18 protein-coding genes and 2 pseudogenes are annotated in these 21,462 nt (G+C 47.5%); 13 read left to right on the forward strand and 7 right to left on the reverse strand.

All coding sequences use genetic code 11. From position 1 onward, the window contains the following. Positions 1-44: 44 nt before the first annotated feature. Positions 45-653 (reverse strand): hypothetical protein, encoded by a 609-nt coding sequence (locus FYJ73_RS07305; protein ID WP_154534060.1) that lies wholly within the window; start codon positions 651-653, stop codon positions 45-47. A gap of 137 nt (positions 654-790) precedes the next feature. Here FYJ73_RS07305 and ftsZ point away from each other — a divergent pair, with 137 nt between their 5' ends. Beyond that, complete coding sequence (gene ftsZ / locus FYJ73_RS07310; protein WP_154534061.1) at positions 791-2,212, forward strand: cell division protein FtsZ; 1,422 nt, start codon at positions 791-793, stop codon at positions 2,210-2,212. Positions 2,213-2,265: 53 nt separating this feature from the next. On the opposite strand, the gene FYJ73_RS07315 is transcribed toward ftsZ, so the two are convergent. The 6 genes and pseudogenes from FYJ73_RS07315 to FYJ73_RS07340 form a co-directional block, all read right to left on the reverse strand. After that, positions 2,266-4,275 (reverse strand): helix-hairpin-helix domain-containing protein, encoded by a 2,010-nt coding sequence (locus tag FYJ73_RS07315; RefSeq protein ID WP_235899277.1) that lies wholly within the window; start codon positions 4,273-4,275, stop codon positions 2,266-2,268. Positions 4,276-4,302: 27 nt separating this feature from the next. Next, a complete protein-coding gene (locus FYJ73_RS07320; protein WP_154534062.1) occupies positions 4,303-4,560 on the reverse strand; it encodes a hypothetical protein in 258 nt (85 codons plus the stop codon). A 102-nt stretch (positions 4,561-4,662) separates the two neighbouring features. Then, positions 4,663-5,013, reverse strand: a pseudogene (locus FYJ73_RS07325) (transposase); the annotation flags it as partial. Between the two features lie 380 nt (positions 5,014-5,393). Further along, positions 5,394-6,983, reverse strand: a complete 1,590-nt coding sequence (locus FYJ73_RS07330; protein WP_154534064.1) for a DUF5597 domain-containing protein — start codon at positions 6,981-6,983, stop codon at positions 5,394-5,396. A gap of 286 nt (positions 6,984-7,269) precedes the next feature. Continuing rightward, positions 7,270-7,626 (reverse strand): hypothetical protein, encoded by a 357-nt coding sequence (locus FYJ73_RS07335; protein WP_154534065.1) that lies wholly within the window; start codon positions 7,624-7,626, stop codon positions 7,270-7,272. A 311-nt stretch (positions 7,627-7,937) separates the two neighbouring features. Continuing rightward, a pseudogene (locus FYJ73_RS07340) lies at positions 7,938-8,159 on the reverse strand (helix-turn-helix domain-containing protein); the annotation flags it as partial. A gap of 1,026 nt (positions 8,160-9,185) precedes the next feature. Between FYJ73_RS07340 and FYJ73_RS07345 the strand changes: the two are divergent. The 12 genes from FYJ73_RS07345 (at position 9,186) to FYJ73_RS07400 (ending at position 21,438) form a co-directional block, all read left to right on the forward strand. Then, the gene (locus FYJ73_RS07345; RefSeq protein ID WP_154534067.1) at positions 9,186-10,367 is read left to right on the forward strand and encodes a site-specific integrase; all 1,182 of its coding nucleotides are present in this window, start codon (positions 9,186-9,188) and stop codon (positions 10,365-10,367) included. A gap of 47 nt (positions 10,368-10,414) precedes the next feature. Beyond that, complete coding sequence (locus tag FYJ73_RS07350; RefSeq protein ID WP_154534068.1) at positions 10,415-12,100, forward strand: RNA-binding domain-containing protein; 1,686 nt, start codon at positions 10,415-10,417, stop codon at positions 12,098-12,100. 62 nt (positions 12,101-12,162) lie between these two features. Continuing rightward, a complete protein-coding gene (locus tag FYJ73_RS07355; RefSeq protein ID WP_154534069.1) occupies positions 12,163-13,149 on the forward strand; it encodes a hypothetical protein in 987 nt (328 codons plus the stop codon). A 194-nt stretch (positions 13,150-13,343) separates the two neighbouring features. Beyond that, complete coding sequence (locus FYJ73_RS07360; RefSeq protein WP_154534070.1) at positions 13,344-13,673, forward strand: helix-turn-helix domain-containing protein; 330 nt, start codon at positions 13,344-13,346, stop codon at positions 13,671-13,673. A 5-nt stretch (positions 13,674-13,678) separates the two neighbouring features. Continuing rightward, positions 13,679-14,647 carry an AAA family ATPase gene (locus FYJ73_RS07365; RefSeq protein WP_235899279.1) on the forward strand — a complete coding sequence of 323 codons (969 nt, stop codon included), beginning with the start codon at positions 13,679-13,681 and terminating at the stop codon, positions 14,645-14,647. A 115-nt stretch (positions 14,648-14,762) separates the two neighbouring features. After that, positions 14,763-15,443 carry a DUF6371 domain-containing protein gene (locus FYJ73_RS07370; protein WP_154534071.1) on the forward strand — a complete coding sequence of 227 codons (681 nt, stop codon included), beginning with the start codon at positions 14,763-14,765 and terminating at the stop codon, positions 15,441-15,443. Next, a complete protein-coding gene (locus FYJ73_RS07375; RefSeq protein ID WP_154534072.1) occupies positions 15,436-15,696 on the forward strand; it encodes a hypothetical protein in 261 nt (86 codons plus the stop codon). Before FYJ73_RS07370 ends, FYJ73_RS07375 begins: the two co-directional genes overlap by 8 nt. Next, positions 15,693-16,157: a plasmid mobilization relaxosome protein MobC gene (mobC, locus tag FYJ73_RS07380; RefSeq protein ID WP_154534073.1), complete on the forward strand. Its 465-nt coding sequence runs from the start codon at positions 15,693-15,695 to the stop codon at positions 16,155-16,157. Before FYJ73_RS07375 ends, mobC begins: the two co-directional genes overlap by 4 nt. Positions 16,158-16,284: 127 nt before the next feature. Beyond that, positions 16,285-18,459 (forward strand): relaxase/mobilization nuclease domain-containing protein, encoded by a 2,175-nt coding sequence (locus tag FYJ73_RS07385; protein ID WP_154534074.1) that lies wholly within the window; start codon positions 16,285-16,287, stop codon positions 18,457-18,459. 37 nt (positions 18,460-18,496) lie between these two features. After that, on the forward strand, positions 18,497-19,102 hold the full coding sequence (locus FYJ73_RS07390) for a hypothetical protein (protein ID WP_154534075.1): 606 nt from the start codon (positions 18,497-18,499) through the stop codon (positions 19,100-19,102). A 217-nt stretch (positions 19,103-19,319) separates the two neighbouring features. Next, positions 19,320-20,918 (forward strand): hypothetical protein, encoded by a 1,599-nt coding sequence (locus FYJ73_RS07395; RefSeq protein WP_154534076.1) that lies wholly within the window; start codon positions 19,320-19,322, stop codon positions 20,916-20,918. Positions 20,919-21,084: 166 nt separating this feature from the next. Next, positions 21,085-21,438 (forward strand): DUF3244 domain-containing protein, encoded by a 354-nt coding sequence (locus FYJ73_RS07400; protein WP_154534077.1) that lies wholly within the window; start codon positions 21,085-21,087, stop codon positions 21,436-21,438. Positions 21,439-21,462: the final 24 nt, after the last annotated feature.

The following is a 21,462-nucleotide window of genomic DNA, read 5'->3' on the forward strand; positions in this document are numbered from 1 at the left end:
CAATTCAACATCAAAGTATAAATAAGCCTTTCTACTCTTAACTTCTACATCTCGTAAACCACCAGATTCCTTGGTAATGTGATGACTTTGAGACGGCGAAACCAGCGGCGCGGTGATGTAGGATCGAACTGTTTTGACTGGCTGCTGATGATGTAGTAGCTGGCGGAGTAGTCGTCCATAAGAGACGTGAAGACAGACTTTATTCTGGAGCACTTCTCGTTGATGGCATTGTCAAGGGGATTGGTAAGTCGTTCCACGGTCTCCCGTTTTTTGTCTTGATCTCCTTCGGGACAGATGCGGTCATAGAGTGACAGCAGCTCGTCGTGGTATTCACTGAGCCGCTTAAACTCAATACCTTCTTCATGTCGCAAGAACAGCAAGTAGACAGCACGGTGGACCGGTGACAATTGTACTTCAACTGTATTGTTGCTGCCATTGCCTATATTCTTGTTGCCCTCAAGGAAGAATCTGCCGTCACGCTTAACGATAAGTCTGCGAAGCGTACCGCGTGCGGCCTCCGTTCTGAGCTGTTCGAGAGTAGGCAAAGTGATAGCCTGAAGCAGTAAGTCGTCTCTACCCATGACTTGCAACTTCTTCACCAGCTCACGTATTTGCCGGGCTATCAGCCGTGCTCGTTCATCGTCGTTGTTCATTGTGGTTACAAAGTTAACGAAAAAAATGATTGAGCAGTTCGTGTGCGGGAATAAAAATAAGGCTGCAAGCCTTGCGATGGTTTTTCTGTTGTCAGTTTGATGTTTTTACCTTATCTTTGCGCAAAAATAATAATATCATGGAAGACGATAATCAAAAGAAGCGCGATACATTGGATTTTGGTCCCGTGGAAGACACCACAAAGGAGATCATCAAGGTGGTTGGCGTAGGTGGTGGTGGATGTAATGCCGTCAACAATATGTTCAACGAAGGTATTGCCAACGTGTCTTTTGCAGTTTGCAACACCGATAGTCAGAGTCTTGCCAACTCACCGGTCCCCGTCAAGTTGCTGCTGGGGGAGTCCGGATTGGGAGCTGGTGCCGACCCTGAGTTGGGTAAGCAGGAGGCTATCAAGACCAAGGAGCGCGTGAAGCAACTGTTCAATGATTCCACCCGTATGTGCTTCATCACGGCAGGAATGGGTGGCGGTACGGGTACAGGAGCCGCTCCCATCATCGCTTCTGTGGCCAAGAGCATGGGAATATTGACGATAGGCATCGTGACCATACCGTTCTATTTTGAGAAGAACAGGAAGATCATGAAGGCCTTGAAGGGCGTTGAGGAGATGCGGAAGAATGTTGATTCGCTACTTATTATTAATAATGAGAGCATCTGCGACGTCTATGCCGACTCGGAGCTCTCTATCAAGGATGCTTTCAAAGCTGCGGACAATATCCTGTGCAATGCCGCAAAGAGCATATCGGAGCTGATTACCATTGAGGGCAGCATTAATCTTGACTTCCGCGATGTGGAAACAACGATGCGTGAAGGCGGTGGTGCCATCATGGCTATTGGTAGAGCGCGCGGTGAGAGACGTGTGGAGAAGGCAATTGTCAATGCGCTTGAGTCGCCATTGCTCTACGGCAATGACATCTCCAATGCCAAGAAGATACTCTTCAATATCTATACGAGCGAAGACAAACCATTGTTTGTCAGTGAGATGCGTGAGATAGATGCTTTCATGTATGGCTTGAATCCTAATATAGATGTGATTTGGGGTACAAGTGACGACAACACCCTTGGCGAAGATGCAAAGGTGATTATCCTCGCCACAGGTATCGATAACCGCTTCTTGCCCGATGACAAGCATGAAGATAGCGACGAGGAGTATTACAATCAGATCATTGCTAAACTCTATCGTGAACCTCTGCTGTCCCAAAGCGCAGCGAAGAAGAAAGCCGGGAACGTACCGAAAGAAACAGAGAAGACTCCTCGGACTCCTGATGCTCCCTTGAATGGAAACAAGACAGAAGATCATGGGGATGCAGAGATGTCACCCTCCATCTCTTTCGATATGACTCGTAAAGAGACGGATACTAAAGAGACTAAGAAAGAAACAGATCAGGAAGCTGATGGTCTGGAGGCAGAACCTGCGAAACTAAAGGAAAATTCACCGAATGCTACAGACGTTGCCCCTCATAAGGTTCCCTCTTTCCTTGATAAGCTCAAAGGACACTTGAAGAGAGGTCTCACGGTACTGACCAGCGATATGGACGAGTGAAGCGGATCTTGTGTCATTGCAAAATGCTGTAGGCCGTTGATTGTTCGGTAATATCAGAACCGCCACTTTGCCTGCATCTCCAGTTCCATGCGACTGTGACCGTTGACATGCTCCGGCCCGGAGGATGATGATACATTGTGGAAATAGTTGGTGTTGCCCAACTTCAGCAGAACCATCAATTTGTGACCGATGTCTGCGCGGGCGGCGATGGCATAGCGGACGCCCTCGCCGGAAAACATAGGGAAGGAAAAGTCGTAGAGTAGTCCACGCTCATAGTTGTAGACACGTGAAAGGTAGTCATCGGTGTGGAAGTAATTAGCACTGAGGAAAGCCTGGAACCAAGCATAGTGACAGGCGGCATATTGCGAGACCATGTATCCCCGGCTGGTCGTTTGCTGGTGGCAAAGGCTGAGATCGCCTTGCATCCTCCATTGCCAGGAAGACGCTGTGTAGCCGATCATGGCGCGCGAGCGGTACTCATCCCGCCAACTCAGACGGCTGTTTTCACTGTCGTTGCGTTCCCGCTTTCTCATGCGCATTCTGAGCAGATAGCTCCATCCGTGTCGGTTACCACTGAACTGAAGCAGGGCGTCGATGCTGTGCGAGGCTGCAGATGCCTGGAATTTCGGCCATGCGAAGTAAGCGGCGTCGACATATCCCATCAAGCACGCAGCGGACGACGGTGCCCACTGCATGCCAAGATAGAATCCGCTCTCGTCGTTGACCGTGCTGCCATCGGCATAGCTCTGGCTGAACAGCGAGTAGTATTGATAGGGAAAATAGCGTTGCAGAGCCATCACCGACAGTGATGGCGTGAGCAAATAGCTGAGCGTGTTGATGGTGGCCACAGTGCCGCAGTTACCTGTGGCTGTCTCGCCGGCGATGTTGAGCTTTGCCGAGACGTATCCGTAATCGACACTTGCGTTCCAAAAGTGCTTTCCTTGGGGATACCATCTGCGGAATGGCTGTGTAGTATTGGGCACCAACGTACGGTTAAAGGCAGTGGCGAAAGCTGTGACGCCCGCATGAAATCCATCATGGAAATAGCTGAGGTTGGAGCCCACGAGTGTCTCGTCAGTGTTGCGTCTTCGTGCCATCTCGCTGGGTGTACGGTGATAGCCGGTTTTTAGGATAGTGGTTACTGTGCCAGTGGAGTCATTGAGCGTAGCGTCGATCTTTCTCCAAGAGACGAAGCCGGTTAGTGTGAGCTGACGGTTGAGGCGTAAGGATGCAGCCGCACCTTGCAGGTAGTTGGCTTCCGACCGGCTGCTGTGTCCGATGATATTGTTGGTGGAAGCGCCCAAGGTGGCCAGCGTGTTGAGTTTGCCAAGTCCGAATGACGTGTTCATGATTAGTCCCATACCGAAGCGCAGGCGATAGCGTCCTACGACAAGGTTACGGATGACGCCTGTGTTGCGGAGTTGAAGATAGAGAGAGTAATAGTCATATCCGCACGCGTTCTTTCCTGCAAAGAAAGGCTCGCCGGCGTCTTGCGAGGCCACAAAACCCAGTCTGACGCGTTGTCGATAATTAAAGGTGTAGCGTAGCCAATGTTTGTATTTATATCCAAGAAATCCATTTTTATCTCCCTCTCTATCGTAAAAAGGAATCTTCAGCGTTGCCACTACTTCCTGCCGTCCAGAGTGTAGGATGCTGTCCAATGGAGGCAGTGCGTCCGATGTCCTTTCCGGCCCGATAGTGACGAACTGCTCCAGCATGTCGGCATCCTGTTTGCGAAACGAGGGAAGCATGCGCAGTTCCACGAGACTCTCGAAGCGTTTGGCGTGGTCACGGTACTCCATGATGTCCATCACTTGCTGGCCAGAAAGAAAGGGAAGGCGCTCCAAGTCCTCGCGTGTGCAACTGTTTAGATCCATCTTCTCCCGTGCCAGCTCGTTGAGCATCTCATATGTGTCATGCCACGCTTCGTTCTCTGCATCCTCTCGTTGGCTGAGCTCGCTGAAATACTGCTGCCATGACTCTACGGCGGCTTGTGCGTACATAGAGATGCACGCATTGAGGCATAGTAACAGTAGAAAGAAGATGCGGGCAAGTCTTTTCATAGGCTTGGTATTGGTAATTGTTTCTTATTATGTGGTTTCTATGACTCGCCGATACGGGTTGTCAAGGTCTTCATCGGCAAAAATAAGAAAAATACGCTTACCTTGTTCTTTTAGAGCGATATTTTTTCTTTGTAACTGCTTTTTTCTTAGGGATACCAGTAGTGCCGTCTTTGCGGCTGCGTAAAATGGTAGAATATCGTTTTTATAAAAACGAAGCTGTTGGATAAGAATCTGTAGTTTTGTCGAACCGATACCGTCATTTTGATGTTCCAAGCATTGGCTCATGGATGTCTTCTGTTTCTAAATTACACCCGAATTTGGCCTATGGGCATGCAGAATCTCATGCCTTGTTCAGGCATGTATAAGAAATCGTATTGTCTGGTGTCGTTAAGCAGTCAGCCTTTCATGGCCGACGGTCAGTTTTTCGAGATGCCGATGATGCGGTGAGAAACTAACACGTATGAAGGTCTTCTTTTCCACAATATATACAGCACTGAGCATGATGCGTTTTATAAAGCTGTCCATTGTGAAGTTCTCTATGGCAGTGCCATTGAAGAGCTTAAGCTTCATCATGTGGGCAACGACGACAGCCGCGGCATAGAGGAAAAGACGGAAATAGTTGGCCCGATATGAGTTGCATGACAAACGATCAGTCTTGAAATACTTGACGTCTTTTATCCATAGCTCCATCTCACCGTGTTTGCAATATCTTTTGTAGATGGTTTCTGGTGAATTGTTGACCTTAGGTCAAGATTTATTTGCTAAACCCAAAACGTTATTAGCAATTGTCGGTGGGTATTGTGAAAGTCCACGTTCGTGTTTGTCTGTACGTGGGAAAAGCAAGTTGTGGTATTTTTGATTTTTTGTGCTGTCAGTATCCATACCGGTACGTGATGTGTGGATGGTCGTTGCGAAGGATTCGCAAAACATTGCAAAAGGTGAAAAGGATTGTCAATATGAATAATACTTAGATGATGACTGCGCAAGCCTCAGAACAGTATAGCACTGACATCGTGTAAGACTTCTTCCTTATCGACAGTGCTTAAAGAATGATGCCAAGGGGTGTCCGAGTCTTTGGGGCGCCACGCGTGGAGCGCCCCCTTAAAGTGACTGGAACTTTAATACCTGTACAGCTTCACGTGTAAAGTCTTGAATTCGCCGCATGGTATACGTACGTGGCGCCCCTGGTGGTCTTGGTCGCCATTGAGGCGGCGGATATAGGAAAGAGTTCCATCCTTGCGCACGCTCACTTCGTCGCACGATACGATACCGAGACGCTGTCCTTGGAACTTCTTCTGTACAGTGGCGGGTTTGCTACCAGCCTTGCCCTGCTCGATGAATCCATCCTCTCCCCGCACCTCTTGGGCGTTGGCTTGAGCCGCCTCAGATGAAGTCTGGAATACTACCACTACTCCGCTGCCCGAGATGAGATATTCATCGGCGGCAAGGCGTACTACGATAGCGCCTCCTTCCGGCCAAGGGGTGCCGTTCTTGGCTCTTGGGTCCCATGGCAGCGTATAGTAGTGGTCAGCCTTCAGGATATTGTCACCGTCGCGGATGATGCGTTCCACGTCGCTGTCCTGCTGAGAGAAGAGGAGCCCCCAGCGCGTTAGGTCCTTTTTTAGAAGTATAGGTTTGAGGTCATCAATCATTTTGTAAGCCGCGGTCACAGGTGCCGTTGTTGCTCTGTCAGCCTTGTCGATGGCGAAAGAAGAGAAACTCATGGCATCCACCTCGCCGAAACAGTAGAGAGCCCGCACCCCGCTGTTGGTGCTGAGTCGTGTTTCGGGTGTGAAGAAAGGGTTGTCATTGCGCTTGTATTGTGCCACCCATTTCTTGAAACCGGTATCGTAGATGTCTGGTGCATAGATGTCTATGCTCGGTGCCTCAGCTTTCCATATGTTTATCAGCTTTGCAAGCGGGCCGGCAGACGGATATTCGCCCGGTTTTCTGTTGCGGCTGTCGAGCGCAGCGTTTACGTAGACAGGTATATGATGGATCTTCTTCCCGGCTCCGGCAATCTGTTCCACGTAGCGTGCATAGGCATGGGCCTGGAATTCCTCATCCGACTTGGCGTGTTCTTTCTTCCATGCCGCCTCGGCAAGCGGGCAGTGGTCTCGGGCTGCTTCGAGCATCCCGATCTCGTTTTCCACCTGCATCATGATGACAGTATTCTCCTTGCTGTCAGTCTCTGCGAGATGTTCCATCAGTTTGGAGTATGCTTTTTTGTCGGCTTGAAGTACGTTCGGCGAGAAAGCTGTTGCAATCTCGAGCGGTTTCCCGTTTGCTGTCATGGCTCGTGGAAAGCGCTTGGTGTCTCTTTTGAACCACTCCGGTGCATAGCAGCTCATGGAGTTCTTCCATGCCCCAAACCACAGGAGCACTACTTTGAGGTGGTGCTGTCGGGCCTGATGGATGATTTCGTCTACGAGCGTGAAGTCGAATGTGCCTTCAACGGGCTCGAGCAACTCCCAGTAAGCAGGCACGAAGACGGTGTTGAGGCCAAGTTTCTGCATCCTTGGCATCACGCTGTCGATATCGGCTACTGATGTGGCGGCAGAGTTGGATAGTTCTCCTCCCAGTATGAGCATTGGCTCATCGTTTACCGTCAGCCGGTAGTCAGAGCCTTTATGAGTGAGTTTGACGACAGCTTGTCCTTGCAAAACGGCAGCTAAAGCTAGCGAAAGGAAAATATTGCGTTTGTTCATTACAGTAGTGATTTTGTTATTAGTCTTTAGTATTTTACAACCTTCTGAGCAACAAAAGGTTGCTTTGGATTGGTCATGCCGAAAAAATCTTTTAGCTTTGTGGCGCGAATAATGCAGTAATTGATCAATACGACAAAGCAAAAATACACATAAAATCTCGGTAGAAGGCGCTTCTTATTCAACTTTTTAAATAAGGATAACAATTCGTTCCTTACTTTTAAATCTTAGAAACAAAGCCGCACGGTGCTTGACCATGCGGCTTTGTATAGATATGAAAGTGGCGGGGCTATCGGGTGACGGCATTAACGAGTACTCCCACGGCTGCCCCCACGGCTGCAGCCACTACGGTGTTGGAGGTGATGTCGACGCGGCGCGGACGGGGATCATGCGGTGGCAGGGCGGCTACCACCTGCACAGGACGAGGATAGTCTTTCACCACATACACGCGGTCGGTAGTGCGGTCGGAAACGCGGTCAACGATTATGGCGGGCTTCTGAGGCACCGAGCGGCGGTCTGTGTTTCTCATCACTTCCTGTTTCATCTCCTGACGGGGACGGGCATTGCGTACGTTGTTCTGGGCATTGCTATTCACTGAGCCAAGCAGCATCATGGCTGCGATAAGGCTGAAAATCATCTTTTTCATAACTGTCATTTTCTTTAATGGTTCTACTTCTCATGATCTGATCGGAGAACGATGATTCGCTACTGCGGAATGGTCATGCGTTATCTTCTTCATCGAATCACGCTGCAAAGTTACTCTAAAAAGCGATGACGCTACCGTGGTAAATCCCTAAAACACCCGTGGATTTTCCCTAATCCCAATGGGAGTTCCCCCACCATCGGCATGATCTTCCTTGCTGTCTTGTCTGTGCGTGGGCATGCTAAACTTTTCATCCGAGTATATTACAACGGAGTGGAACTTCGAAGAGGTATTAGTAGGTTCATGGAAGAAGTGCTGACAGATCGGTTGCCAGGGCAACGATGCTTATGATAGAAAGCATTCTTCTGGGCTGTCTCCCAGTTATAGCCTCCTCTACGCCCACTGTTTCGCTTGAGCTCGTGCGATATGGTGGACGGACTGACCTTTATAACAGTTGCTATGTCTTTTTTCTTCATTCCTTGTTGGAGTAAGATAGAAATTGTGTACCTTTGCTCCGAGGTTATTTGCTTGTACATATTGCAATACAAAAGTAAGTAATCTTTGGGAGACAGCGGTCTCCCTTTCTTGTTTTTTTGTATTGCTATCTGAATTTTTACGTTGCATGGGGGCTGCTCGCCCCCTAACCCCTCGGTGTTTTCAGGTATAGACTATTAAGGTCTATATCTGACACCGAAAATTGCAGTTCTATCTTGAACTTGCGGCAAGATTTTCAAACATCTACTACACAAAAGGATAATAATTACAGTATCTCATAGCCGCATAATACATCTTAACCTTTATTTCAAAATCCTTCAATTGGGAAGCAACTCCATTGTTTAGCTATGACACATTCTCTCGCTGCATATAGCTATTTCAATTCTTCTGATTCTAGTTTTAATACACTTTAATCCTATATAAGAACCCAATATTGGGAAGACTTTGGCAATATTATCCTCCTTAATGCTTCCGGCATCAAGTCGGTTCTCAAGGGCGACATCGGCATAACATGGACAACGGAACGCTGTCGTTTAGCAACGTGCCGGAGAATGAGCTCGTGAGAGTCTATTCAACTACAAGCTAATTGCTCGATACGGGCAAGATCAGCTTCGAAGCAAAAGGTTTACAGATGGTCATCGTAAAGGTGGACGGCAAGAGCTATAAGATGTTGGTGAAATAATCATTCTTATCAGACGCTATTCAATAAGACTCTGCCTGGGTCTTATCCTTATCACTTTTTGGCAGACTTCTTCCCGAAATGTTTCCCAAATGTTTCTCAAGAGAGAATGAAAAATCCCATAAGCTCTTTATATAAAAGGACTTACGGGATTTATATTGTACCCAGACTCGGTACGTTACCGTACCAGCTAACTGATAAGAAAGGAAAAGAAATATATTGATTATCAGTTGTTTACTACTATATTGTATTTTCCGATGTTTTGCCAATTTTCCGTTTTTTGCCCTTAGGGTGTTAAAATTAACACCTTATTAACACCCCAAATGGAGGATTCTTCGTACCTTTACGGCGTCAACATACAACAATCGGAAAACAACGGAAAATCACTATGGCAGAGACAAGAGGCAAGAACAAGAATCTCATTGAAGCCGGCAATCCCCGCCTTCTGAGAAAGCCCGTCAAACAGGGCAAGGAGTATAGTCTGTATCTGGAGTACCAGATGGGCTATAACCACGACACCGGTACATCCATCCGCAAAAAGGAAACGCTTTCGCTTTATGTCTTGGCAAGTCCAAGAACAGTCGGCGAGCGCCAAAAGGTAAAGGAGACCATTGAGTTGGCGAAGAAGATTCGCTTCGAGCGGGAGCAGGAGTTTTTAGAGAACAAGGAGGGCTACCGCTTGAAAAAGGACAAGACGCTAAACTTCCTCGACTTCTATCAGGCTTACCTCGAGAACTACAACAAGAAAGACTTGCGGATGGTGCGTATTGCATACAACCGGTTTGTTGATTTTCTGAAAGTCTATCATCCGTTGATGGCTGAGTATATCAAGCCCGATGTCATCACGCACGACATGATGGTGAAGTTTGCCGACTATCTTCAGACGCGCAGTGTCGGCGAGGGTGCCAAGAGCATACTGCAACGGTTCAAGAAGGTCGTCCGCTTCTGTGTCTCGCAGGGACTGATGGCAAAAGATCCCTGTGAGGGTGTCAAGTGCATCGTTGACGACCAGGTGCTGAAGAAGGATATTCTCTCGCAGGAGGAGATTCAACGGCTCATAGAGACTCATTATCCAAGAGAGAAAGAAAATGTCCGCAACGCTTTCATCTTTTGTCTCTATACGGGCATGCGTTTCTGTGATGTCAAAGACCTGCGGTATGGCAGCATCGACTATGCCAACAGACTACTGTCGTTTGAGCAGGACAAGACCAAGGGTCACTCCGCACGCAGTTGGGTGTCAATACCGCTGAACGACGGACTGCTGACGCTTGTCGGTAAGCCCGAGGATTCCGGCAAGGGGAAGGAAGACCTCATCTTTGACCTCCCGACTTACGAGAGCTGCTGTAAGTCGGTGAGGCGGTGGGTGAAGCGTGCCGGCATAGACAAACACATCAGCTGGCACTGCGCCCGCCACTCCTTCGCGGTCAACATCCTCAACAATGGAGCCAACATCAAGACCGTTGCCAGTCTGCTCGGCCACAGCGGCCTGAAACACACGGAGAAGTACACGCGTGCCGTTGACAAGCTGAAAGAGGATGCCATCAACAGTCTGCCAGAGCTGAAACTTTGAAGGAACGTTGGGGAAATGAAAAAATAATCGTACTTTTGTAGCATCCTATGGCTATACCTATAAATATAGAGAAGTTGCTCGGCGGCAACACAGTAGAGAATAATCGCATCGAACTGAAGGGTGGATGGAATCCCGATTCCATCTACCGAACCATCTGTGCCTTTGCCAATGACTTTGAGGACAACGGCAGTGGCTATATTATAGTGGGTGTGGACGAAGACAATGGCAGGCCCGTCCGCCCTGTCAGAGGTGTTCCTATTGAGACCATTGACAGGATAGAGAAAGAAATGGTTGGATTCAACAACCTTTTCGAGCCATTCTATATGCCACGGGTGTCCGTTGAGGACATTGATGGAAAGAAGGTCATTGTCATCTGGGCTTTGGCAGGTGACCGTCGGCCTTACAAGATTCCTGAGCATATTACTGCAAAGCACAAGACTCCCAAATACTTCATTCGTTATAACTCCAGTACTATCGAGGCGAAAGGGGAGAATGAAATGGAGCTGATAGAGCTTGCCAACCGCGTGCCATTCGATGACCGTGGAAATCTGACGGCAAGGATCAGCGATGTCTCCATGCTCCTTATCCGCGAGTTCCTCAATCAAGTACAAAGCAAGTTGCTTGACGACATAGAGGATGCCAAGCCTCATGACGTGCTTGAACAAATGGGCTTGCTAGATGGACCTATAGAAAGTGAACGAGTGAAGAACGTCGCATTGATGATGTTCTCGTACCATCCAGAGAAGTTCTTCCCCGGCACACAGATAGACATTGTTATATATCCGAGGGGCAAGGATGATGATCCCGACAACTTCATAGAGATTGATCCTATAAAGGGACCTGTCAATATCATTATACAAAAGGCTTTGGACTTCCTGCGCACGATGGTTATACAACAGCGTGTGCAGAAGGTGCCGACGCAGGCGGAGGCTATTCGGACATACAACTATCCGTATCAAGCACTAGAGGAAGCTGTTACCAACTCCATGTACCATCGCTCCTATCAGGAGCGAGAGCCGGTAGAGATCTCTGTCATGCCCGACCAGATAGAGATAATCAGTTATGGCGGTGCCGACCGCAGCCTTAGTCTTGACGCGCTGCGTTCCGGAAATCGTCTGCATGTCCGTCGTTATCGCAACAGACGCTTGGGAGACTTTCTTCATGAGCTTGGCTTGACCGAAGGCAGAGGAACCGGCCTGCCGACAATTCACCGGGAGCTAAAGAAAAATGGCTCACCTGATGCTTATATTGAGACTGATCCTGACCGTACATACTTTATAATCTCTATTCCATGCCACAAAGACTTTGTTACAGATGAACTCGTTGTCGATAAGAGTGGTAATGTCGTAGGCAAAGACTGGGTTACTAAACTTGGTCACAACTGGGTCGGTGAAGATGACGCAGCTAAGGCGATAAATGCTATTAACAAGCAGTATAACACCGAGTTAGCTGCGTCAAAAGCTGCGTCAATAACTGCGTCAAAAGCTGCGTCAACAGCAACATCAATTATTAGACTTTTAGATGCATTGCTTGTTAACGATTTCTCAACAAGGCAGCTCTTTTTAAAGGCTTCCATACCATATAACGATACAAGCAGAAAGAAATATGTTAATTTCCTCGTTGAGTTAGGATTGATAGATTGGGATCATTCCTTATCTAAGCGCAGCCCTAATCAGACGCTCCACCTTACCGATCTCGGCAAGGCCGTCCTGCAACGGATAAAGCAGAAGTAGACTCACATTATATTATTATCACATTATCCAAGACTCACATTTGTTATTAATCACATTATTCCATGCAAACCTACCTCGCACCCAAGAAGCGCCTGAGACCTTTGCTCGTTGCCTGCATCATATTCTTGCTGGCTGTTCTCCTTGTTCTCTTTTTGTTACCAAGCCATTTGTTTCTGGTCATTGACATAGGAATCCCAATTATCATTGTGGCCTTGCTTGTAACATGGTGGCTGAGCCGCAAGCATCTGGACAGCCTTTACCTTATGATGAACAACGCTTATATCAGGTATAGGCAGGGCGTGGCATCACAGATGATAGACTACGACACGTTTGTAGGAAATTTCATGGAAGAGAACGACCCCGACCGACAGCACTACCGCTATTGGAGACACATGAGGCACCATACGGATACCCTCAACCGTAACTTTGTCCATCGGTTGCTGACCGACCACAGAGAAGAAGCAGAGAGATATTTCTCGCAGGATTATGAAGGTCATGAGTTGCCTTTGGAGAAATTCAAGGAGCTATGTGAGTTGAACAAGATTGCACCCATCGGTGAGGGAAAGTCAGAAACGACAAAGGAGAAGCCATCCTCTGGCAATTGCTGTCCCACATCTAAGCCATCAAAGACTGAGGACAATAGACGAAGCTTTGAGTCCGTCCTTACCGACAAGGATACAGAGCTGTTGGTGGAATGCATCAATAAGCTTGGCATCATTGAGACTTCCGAGCACGAAGAGATTACGACAGAAGACCTGAAAGACTTCCTCGACAGTGTGAGCAAGCCAGAGTGCCAATCTTTGGTACTCATCAAGAACAAGGAATTCGCCTATTTGTTCAAGAGCCTCAGTGCCTACAGGCTCATCGCTGCCCAATGGCAGGCACCTATCTATCAGAATCATCTGCTCGTCACCTTCTCAAAGAAAAAATACATCACGCGGCAGAACCTCTCAGTTTCTGCCAACAAAGCTGTGGAGGTTCCACCTGACGGTGCACAAGTCACGGATCAATACATCGATACAATCAGACAGCTCCACAGACTGAAATAATGCATCCGACCCCATCTTTTATAGTAAAAAGTGCCGGTTAGCATGGTTAGCATCGGTAGCATGATTAGTATGCTACCATAGTGCTAATCATGCTAACTTTTTTATTTCTAATACTTTACTTAACTTTGCAGCGCAAAACATGCAAAGGCGGGCAGTCGTGTCCGTCTATCAATAAACTATTAACCATTTATACTATGGAACATACTCTAATCAGCAAAGTGGAAAGCCTTGAGAAACAGACTGCGCTGCACAAGCTGCAGATCGACGAGTTGACCCGCAAGATGCTGGCCAACAAACCAGTGATGAATATGGAGGAAGCCTGCCTTTATTCAGGCATCTCCAAGAGTACCCTTTACAAGCTCACGTGCAAGGGTGAGATTCCCCACTACAAACCATCGGGGAAGCTCATCTTCTTCGAGCGCGACGAGTTCGACGCCTGGTTGCTCGGCAACCGGGTGAAGACCCACGACGAGATCAGCCGCGAGGCAATGAACTATCTGATGAAGAAAAACCTTAAACCCTAAGCATTATGGAAACACAGAACAAAGCAGAAATGGATGACATCATGTCCTCCTTCCGGCAGCTGCAGGAGAAGAGCGCCGTCAACACGAAGAGCTTCCGTGTGGCCTCGATGAACGAGTATCTGGAAAAGGCGAAGCTGCTGCCGCCCTTAGTGGTGCTCTATCCCAACATCGTCCTGGAGGGCGACCTATGCATCATCTTTGGACAGTCGGGCATCGGCAAGACCATCTTTGCCATGCAGGTGGCACGAGAGATTGCCGACAAGGGCAAACGAGTACTGTATCTCGACTTCGAGATGTCGGAGAGGCAGCTGGCCCTGCGGTATAACACGCCAAACTTCCCGCCAACCTTCTTCCGTGCCGAACTTAGGACCGACAATGCCGTGGACAACGTGCTGACAGAGATAGAGCGTGCCGCCGTGGAAAACCATGCGGAGGTGCTGTTCATCGACAACATCACCGCACTTGGGCAGTCACTTGACAAGGGTATGGAAGCCGGAACGCTAATGTCCTCGCTCAACGCACTGAAGAAGGAGCATGGCTGGACGCTCGTCGTACTGAACCATGTACCGAAACGCTACTCGGGTTCCATACCCCTGTCGTTGGAGGCGATACAGGGCTCGGCAAAGCTGAACCAACTTGTCGATGACGCCATCGGGCTCGGTGTCTCAAGCAAGGACCACTCAGTCGTTTATGTCAAGCAATGCAAGTGGCGCAACGGTGAGATGGAACTGTATGCCGACCATGTGGCCCTCTACGAGCGGACAAAGGACGAGGTAGGAAACCTCGGCTTCTCCTTCCGTGACTATGGTTCGGAACGTGAGCTGCTTGCCACGGAGACGGAAAACGGACAAGGAGAGCTGAGGTCAAGCGTCGCTTCACTCCACGGGCAGGGCTATACGCAGCAACAGATTGCCGACCGGCTCAATATCTCACAAAGCAAGGTGTCGAGAATCCTAAAGTCACAAATGGCATAACACTATGTTCCACCACTCCGCACATTCATTTTATGCAGATTATTCATTTTATGCAGATGATTCACGCTGCATAAATGAATAAAGTGGATAAGGCGGACTAAACGAAGAAGGTATCATGTACGATTTCAAAAGCATACTTGCAACAAAGGCTCCAAAAGAGCAGCGAGGGATAAAGGAGATACAACCAGAGGACATCGGACTCCACTATTCTTCCGTGACCGACTATCTCGATGCCGTTGTGGGCTATGACAAGGACATGATGAGTGCTATTGACCGTCTTATAGAACGTTATCATCTCGGTGCGATCAATGAGACTGTCGGCGAACATCGTGGCTCTGTCCTGCCGCGGATAGACAAGAGCGGGCGGATTGCCGGAGGAAGCATCATCCATTTCAATGTCAGTAACGGCACAGTGCTGAAAAGCAGTAAGCTTACCGACCACCTCTATCCGTGGTACTGCTATGACTACTATGAGAATGACGATGTGTTCTTTGGTGAGCATACGATGAGCTTCATGCCCGTTGCTGTCGTCCGTGAGGAGAAGACTGCCTTGATCGGAGCCCTTGCAGGCTATCCCCTCCACTGGCTGGCGGTGGGATATGGCAGAAAGCTGACAAAGAAAATGATCGACAAACTCCATGGGAGACAAGTCATCCTGTTCCCTGACGAGTCCGTTGACCAGGAATGGGAGTTGCTGTTCGGAGCAGACGTAAAAGTAGACAAGTCATTTGTAAAGACAGACATCAACGGATATCTTATCAACAGAATAAATAAGAAAGGAGGCTGTAATGCGTAATAGAATAAATTCTGACAAACAAAATCAATACTTTGAAACCTGCCGGTCTTATGAAAGCGCGGAAGAAGAGAAAGGCAAGTTTCCTCACTTTATCACTAAAGTGACAGATGTCAAATGGAATATTGATGGGGCAAGTTATGCCGTTTGTCATGACAACGGCAACTTGCCCACCCTTAAGGGGATGGGATCCAGTTCGCTCGAAACTCGCTCTCTTTATCACTTTGTATATAAAACCAACCTGATGATAACATGAAGAAAAACACAAAAAACAAAACGGAGTTCATACAGTTCCGTGTGGACTCCACAGTGAAAGATTTGGCGAAGAAGATCGCCAACGAACATTTCGATGGAAACATGAGCGACATGTTCCGCTACTCACTTTATCACTGCAACTTCAGTGGTACCAGTGGCAATGTCGAGTTCGATAGCTCAAGAAATAGTTTTACACGTCTTAGTGACGACGCGTTTAAAATGCTGGCAGCTGTACATGATGATTACATCAACCAGAACCGGGAGTTGAACCGCATCGGCAACAACATCAACCAGATAGCCTACCATGTCAACGCGCAGGCAATGTCCAGTCCGACACCGGTGACACGCCAGGCAGCGGACAACTTGGATGTTATCCGGAAGGCGATGAACTCTGCCCGAACTGTCAACGCCAACATCTGGAAGAGAGTGAAAGACTATTTTACCACAGTACAACAACCATAGCCTGACCACGGCATGGTCATCACACGACCGGACTTTGGTCATCCCCCGACCATGGTTTGGTCATTGTCTGACCACAGTATGGTCATCACATGACCACCGAATAGTCAAAACCAATAACACATAGATTATGATTATCAAGAAACTACAGTCTGTCCACGGTGGCGTATTCCCCGGGGCGGATTACAACGAGAAGAAGGTTCTGGAAGGAGTCGCTGAGCTCGCGGGCTATGCCAATATCGACGGCAACTTTCTGCATACCTTGCGCACGCTTCATGGCGTGGGCATTGACTGCAGCAAAGAGGTGGAGCGGTATCTGCAAGGCCGCTCCGAGACCTATGGCAACACCCGCTCAACGCAATGGCAGCTGCATCTTGCCCTATCCTGCAAGGGACAGGAGAAGAACAAGGAACAGCTGGTCAGCATAGCCCACGCCATGATGCGTGAATACGGCATGGGCTGTCAGCCGTACTTCATCTACTTCCACCATGACACAGAGAACAACCACGTGCACATCCTCACAACAAGGATAACCGAAAAAGGGCGGCTGTTGTCTGACCATCACGACTACCGCAGACTCAATGCCGCACTCAACCGGGTCGTCTGCGAGGACCAGCAGAATGACAACAGACGGATGTTCGGGTACAGTTTTACGACCGAGGGACAACTGATGAACATTGCCCGTGGGTTCCACTATAAGACCAGCGAGTCGAAAGAGGACAGCGGTGTGCTGTCGTTCTATCATGGCGGTGTCGAGGCCATCAGAGTCCGGTGCAGCGACATTGACGCAAGGATTGCCGAGGTGAAGACAGACAAGCGCGACATAGCACGACGGGAGGAGACCGCCAAACGCTTAAAGGCCATCATCATCAAGTACAGAGAGTTGAGTCTGAAGCAGGCCCCTTATAGTGATGATGACCAAAAAATGAAATCGGAAGGCAAAGAGGAAGAACATGCCAAGACCAAGAAGGAGTTGATGAAACGAAAGAAGATCAAGATTCTTCCAGAAGTCAAGAAGCTGACCGATGCCAAAGGCAAACCGCTCTCCAAGCTGGAACAGTATCAGATGCAATGGTTCATCGACGAGCTCCGCAATAAGTTCGGCATAGCTGTCCATTTTCAGAAAGACAAGAACGGCGTGGTCCGAGGCTATGGGATCGTTGACCATAATAATAAGGTGGCACTCAACGGCAGTGAGGTGATGAAACTCGCAGACATCATAGGCATCACGGAGTGGAAGGCTGCACTGGAATCGAAAGCAATTCGAAAGACAACTAAGCGTGTGGATAAAATGTCATCGGTTTCTAAGGCTAAGCCTTCAGATAATGTCAAGTTGCCAACATGGTCAAATATGGGAGTTGAGCAAAGTGATATTCCGAAATGGGCTGATCTGTGGAACAACAGAAACCCACACTCTGGAGCCAATGACTCAGATTCGGACAGGGTCAAAAAGACGAGTGCATCTGATACGGGGACAAGTCAAAACCGCACTGCGACACGACCGTCATTCGACAACCGCAGTCAGGCACCTGCAAGCAAAGAAAACGAGACTCCTAAGGAGACCGTCAAGGCTACCATCTACAGTTCCGACAGTACACTTGACATTTACCGCCCTATGTTCAGGGCAAGAGCTTGCTCCGTGAATGGCAAGAACATTGTCCGCATGGAGTTGGACGGCAAGACGTACGACCATACCATGACCGATAACCAGACGGAATGGTATTGCAAGGCGCCGGCAGAAGCCCATGATGACATCGCCATCCGACTCGCAGTGTTCTACTTCTACAAGGAGATTTACGAGTCCTACCGCCGGCAGTTGGCAGAGGCGTATGTCAAGGTGGGTGGAAACGCATTGGAGTTGCCTGAGGGGAAAGTAAGATGCTACAAACTGATGAGTGGATTGTGGCGCGTGGCTTTCGACAACAACGGCGGCTGCATACATTACGACCTCACGGACCAGGAGAGCCGGATGATGAACAGACTCGACGGCAACAAGGCTGCGTTCAACGAGGCAAAAGTGCGCCTCTTCAAGGAGCATGTTGCCCGTGACGAGGCAAATGCCATCGTGCGGAACCTTAGATATGACGACATTGGTGTGTATCCGAGTTACGCAAGTAAGGATGATGCACCGGACAAGATAGCCTCGTTTATAAGTCAGCATCAGCAACTGATGCAGAGACTGATGAGTGTCCTCACACATAATACCGGCAACGGCTTCAACCGTGAGTTCGAGGTAGGCGGCAGACGCGGCCGTTGGGACGACATCGATGACGAGCGCCGCTTCAAGGGCGGTATGTCAATGTAGAGAACAAAAAAGTATTCACCAATAAACTTATACTACTATGGAAACACGTAATTCAACAGACAAGAATCTTCATTTTGGCGATATTCATGAGCTGGTCAGACGGGTCAATGAGGCTCCAGCTCTATCCTGGCAGAAGTCAACGGAAATGTCTAAGCCGAAGAAAGTGAGAAACAGAAAAACTATGAGTCAAGACAGCAAGCCCGTTCCTGAATTTCATTCGAGCACGGAGGATAAAGCGGATGCAGAAGTGCCTAAACTCGTCACCGGCGGGACTAAGGAAGACAACGGCAAGCGTGCACAAGACTCAACGAAGAAGGCCTTTTCAAAGGCGAAGACAGTGCCGAAGGAGAACGGAAGCAAGGCGTCTTCGAAGCCGAAAGGTGCAGTCAAGACACCGGAGCCCTCCAATGTACAAATTCCTTCAGAAGGATTATCAGGATTGTGGCATCTTGCATCAGCTTCAAAGGCCGGGAAGATTGCTGAGTCGCAGGTATGGATAGACAAGGGACTGTACCATCAGATTGAGGCCTTCAACCTTAGATGTGGCAAGCCCGTGCCGACCAAGCATGTCGTCAACGCCATCCTGCGGATATTCATGGATGAGCATAAGACAGATATTCAGAAAGCAGTAAAGAGAACATGATGGAAACATCTTATCATTCCATAATAAGTGCCTTTTCAGTCAAGAAGAGGCACTTGTTGTAGCGCTAATAGACGTACAAATAGACGTGCTAAATTAATTTTAATCTGTATATTATTAAATATCAGCGAAGTAGCAAAGTTATGCAAATTAAAGAAATAGATATCCTTTATTTGCTGCATTGACAATTATTGCTTAACTTTGCCCAAATTTCAGACTCATGAATAACAAAAGTCTTATCATATTACTTGTGTTGACTGTGTTTCTTGTTACGGGTTGCAAGGAAACACACAACAGAGCTATTGACTTAGCCTATCATCTAACGGCAACAGCACCGGATAGTGCCTTGTCGGTACTTGATGGAGTTAACCAGGCAAAACTTAGTAAAGCCGAAATGGCGCGATATGCCCTTGTTTACACAATCGCACAGGACAAGAGCGGGCTGGATGTTGACAACGACTCTTTGTTAAGGACGGCCTATACCTATTATAATAATAGAGAGCAAGACTCGCTCTATGCCAAGTGCGAGTACTACATGGGCAAATACTACATGCTCAACGACAGCACAGAACTGGCTATAGACTGTTTGCAGAAGGCAGCAGATGTTTCTGAAAAGATTGGGGACAGATACACGCAATGTATGGCATTGGAGAAATATTCTCGAGTGCTAAGGCAAACAAATCCTCGAAAGGCTGTAGAAGTGGCAAGGCATGCAGAGCAGACTTATCAGAAGTTGCCTGATGTATCTCAATATAATATCATCTATCTCAAACTAAATGTTAGCGACGCATTACTTTTTGCAGACCATATTGTTCAGGCAGAAAAAAAGTGCAAGGAAGCTTTAGGCATCGCTTATGCGTTGAAAGATTCTAATGTCCTTTCCGATGTTTACCAAGACATGGCGACTATTGCCACACAACGCAAAGATTTCAAAAAAGCTTTAGAATGTTCTAAAGCTTCGTATAATACTCGTACTGTTGATGACATAACCAAGGCTTTAAACCTTGCTACAGCCTATCTTGACGCGGACTCTTTGTCATCATGCAATAAATTACTGAACTCTATTCACACTGATAATGCGGAATGCAAATATATAGCTTTCAATATTAGGCACTTGGCTTCCATCAAAGCGCACGATTATGATGAGGCATACAACTACGCTGATTCTGCCTACCATTATTTGGAGCAGATGTATGGCAAACAGTTGGATAGTAAACAAGAATATTATAACTCTTTGGTGAAGACAAAATATGAGAATGGTGTTGCTAAAGGGGAAGCGCGATTGATGTCATGGCTCATTGCAATCACATTCTTATTTGCCCTAACAATAATTGTATTTATTCTGCATTCTTATCGGCAATTTAAGTCAAATGCAAAATTCAAACTAAAGATCGAGGAAGAAAAGTTGCTCCAAGAAGAAAAGATGCACAATGAGGAATTGCATCACAAGGAGATTCTGCTCTCTACAATGCGCAACTTCATTCTTAGGAGGATAGATACTGCCAAAAAGATTCAAAAATTGCGAGGCAACAAGACCGACATCATGCCGCTAACAGAAGAGGACTGGGAAGAGATAAGACTGTTTGTAGATGGCATCGAAGGCGACTTCGTGTCCAGACTACATAGCACATTCCCTGACCTAAGCGATGATGACATCCGGCTGATGATGCTTCTCCGTCTTAAAATGCCCACAAAGGCATTGGCTTTGATATATGGGATTAGCGAAAAATCGATCAAGCAAAAGTTGTTTGTCTATAAGGCTAAGGTGGGAATCAGTGGTGAAAAGACGTCTTTGCGTACGTTCATTGAAGCCTTTTAGTGACTCCAAAATTGCAGAAATAGACCTACTTTATTGAATAAAAATTATAATAACTTAATATTTAGGATATTACAGAGATAATAGAAATAAAGAAATAGACCTGATTTTTTTGCTTCATATCTCTAAAGTGGCTAAATTTGCAATCGAAAACATAAAACGATTTGATATGAAGAAATTGCTTATACTATTATTAGTATTCGTCACATTTATACCAAGCTATGCTTTTGGTATTGATATCCGAAAGGAGGGTACGACTCATCATGGAGGTATGCGCATGCCGTCTATAACGTGTGTATCTGCTGACTATGAGAAAGGACTTATAACTGTAGATGTGAAAGGGTACACTGGTGGTATACAAGTTCTCGTTAGTGATTCCCAAGGCAATATTGTGAGCTCCACCATTTCTTCTATAACAAATAGTGGTGTGGTATCATTGGATTTAGGAGCTCTTGCAGAGGGTGGTTATTCATTAAATATAATTTTGGATAACGCAACCTACTACGGGCAATTCGATGTGTAAAATTTAGTCAATATCGCAATAATA

It is taken from the genome of Hallella mizrahii (genome assembly GCF_009695775.1).
GTDB classification, from domain to species: Bacteria; Bacteroidota; Bacteroidia; order Bacteroidales; family Bacteroidaceae; genus Prevotella; species Prevotella mizrahii.